This window comes from Nocardia sp. NPDC059764, assembly GCF_042732555.1.
Lineage (GTDB): Bacteria > Actinomycetota > Actinomycetes > Mycobacteriales > Mycobacteriaceae > Nocardia.
Genome location: NZ_JBHWHH010000295.1, coordinates 2,030 through 4,746, shown reverse-complemented (window position 1 = coordinate 4,746; position 2,717 = coordinate 2,030). Strand labels below are relative to the sequence as shown.

The following is a 2,717-nucleotide window of genomic DNA, read 5'->3' as shown; positions in this document are numbered from 1 at the left end:
GTCTTCTCAGTGATCTGTGTGTTGTTTCAGATACTGCACAGTGGACGCGTAGCTTCTTTGTTGGTAAGTCCTCGGCCTATTAGTACCAGTCACCTACATCTGTTACCAGACTTCCAGTTCTGGCCTATCAACCCAATGGTCTGTTGGGGGCCTTACCCCCTCGAGGGGGTGAGAAACCTCATCTTGGAACAGGCTTCCCGCTTAGATGCTTTCAGCGGTTATCCCTTCCGAACGTGGCCAACCAGCCGTGCTCCTGGCGGAACAACTGGCACACCAGAGGTTCGTCCGTCCCGGTCCTCTCGTACTAGGGACAGCCTTCCTCAAGTTTCTAACGCGCGCGGCGGATAGAGACCGAACTGTCTCACGACGTTCTAAACCCAGCTCGCGTGCCGCTTTAATGGGCGAACAGCCCAACCCTTGGGACCTACTCCAGCCCCAGGATGCGACGAGCCGACATCGAGGTGCCAAACCATCCCGTCGATATGGACTCTTGGGGAAGATCAGCCTGTTATCCCCGGGGTACCTTTTATCCGTTGAGCGACACCGCTTCCACTTGCCGGTGCCGGATCACTAGTCCCGACTTTCGTCCCTGCTCGACCTGTCGGTCTCACAGTCAAGCTCCCTTGTGCACTTGCACTCAACACCTGATTGCCAACCAGGCTGAGGGAACCTTTGGGCGCCTCCGTTACATTTTGGGAGGCAACCGCCCCAGTTAAACTACCCACCAGGCACTGTCCCTGAACCCGATCAGGGTCCGAGGTTAGAGGTCCAATACGATCAGAGTGGTATTTCAACGATGACTCCCTCGACACTGGCGTGCCGATTTCACAGTCTCCCACCTATCCTACACAAACCGTACCGAACACCAATACCAAGCTATAGTGAAGGTCCCGGGGTCTTTTCGTCCTGCCGCGCGTAACGAGCATCTTTACTCGTACTGCAATTTCGCCGAGTCTGTGGTTGAGACAGCTGAGAAGTCGTTACGCCATTCGTGCAGGTCGGAACTTACCCGACAAGGAATTTCGCTACCTTAGGATGGTTATAGTTACCACCGCCGTTTACCGGGGCTTAAATTCTCAGCTTCGCGCCGAAGCGCTAACCGGTCCTCTTAACCTTCCGGCACCGGGCAGGCGTCAGTCCGTATACATCGTCTTACGACTTCGCACGGACCTGTGTTTTTAGTAAACAGTCGCTTCTCACTGGTCTCTGCGACCCCACCCAGCTCCCACCGTAAAGGCGTTCACCAGGCGTGGTCCCCCTTCTCCCGAAGTTACGGGGGCATTTTGCCGAGTTCCTTAACCACAGTTATCTCGATCGCCTTAGTATTCTCTACCTGACCACCTGTGTCGGTTTGGGGTACGGGCCGTGTACCAACTCACTAGAGGCTTTTCTCGGCAGCATAGGATCACTGAATTCGCCTCAATCGGCTACGCATCACGTCTCAGGCTATGTGAACCGCGGATTTGCCTACGGTTCGCCCTACACGCTTACACCAGGTATTCCATCACCTGGCCCAGCTACCTTCCTGCGTCACCCCATCGCTTACCTACTACAGCCAGGGTCATGCGCAGCCGCGTTCCCTCTCGCCCGAAGGCTCGATAAGACCGCATTTGGGCACTTAGCACAACTGATTCGATATTTGGCGCGGATACACGGGTACGGGAATATCAACCCGTTGTCCATCGACTACGCCTGTCGGCCTCGCCTTAGGTCCCGACTCACCCTGGGCGGATTAACCTGGCCCAGGAACCCTTGGTCATTCGGCGGACGAGTTTCTCACTCGTCTTTCGCTACTCATGCCTGCATTCTCACTCGCATAGCCTCCACGGCTGGATCACTCCGCCGCTTCCCTGGCTATACGACGCTCCCCTACCCATCCAGACTCCTGGCTCGAAAGCGGGATAATGTCTGAATGCCGCGGCTTCGGCGGTGTACTTGAGCCCCGCTACATTGTCGGCGCAGAATCACTTGACCAGTGAGCTATTACGCACTCTTTCAAGGGTGGCTGCTTCTAAGCCAACCTCCTGGTTGTCTTCGCGACTCCACATCCTTTTCCACTTAGTACACGCTTAGGGGCCTTAGCCGGCGATCTGGGCTGTTTCCCTCTCGACTATGAAGCTTATCCCCCACAGTCTCACTGCCGCGCTCTCACTCACCGGCATTCGGAGTTTGGCTGACTTCGGTAAGCTTGTGGGCCCCCTAGGCCATCCAGTAGCTCTACCTCCGGTGAGAAACACGCGACGCTGCACCTAAATGCATTTCGGGGAGAACCAGCTATCACGGAGTTTGATTGGCCTTTCACCCCTACCCACAGCTCATCCCCTCAGTTTTCAACCTAAGTGGGTTCGGGCCTCCACGACGTCTTACCGTCGCTTCACCCTGGCCATGGGTAGATCACTCCGCTTCGGGTCCATAGTGTGCGACTCAGGGCGCCCTATTCGGACTCGCTTTCGCTACGGCTCCCCCACACGGGTTAACCTTGCCACACACCGATGACTCGCAGGCTCATTCTTCAAAAGGCACGCCATCACCTTAAAGGGCTCTGACGGATTGTAAGCGCACGGTTTCAGGTACTATTTCACTCCCCTCCCGGGGTACTTTTCACCTTTCCCTCACGGTACTAGTCCGCTATCGGTCACCAGGTAGTATTCAGGCTTATCGGGTGGTCCCGACAGATTCACAGCAGATTTCACGGGCCCGCTGCTACTCGGGTGCCT

Annotated in this window: 1 rRNA gene (cut by a window edge); it reads right to left on the bottom strand. The window is 56.1% G+C overall.

The features are described 5' to 3' along the window. Nucleotides 1–59: 59 nt before the first annotated feature. Nucleotides 60–2,717, bottom strand: a 23S ribosomal RNA gene (locus ACFV4K_RS34690); it runs 376 nt beyond the window's last position.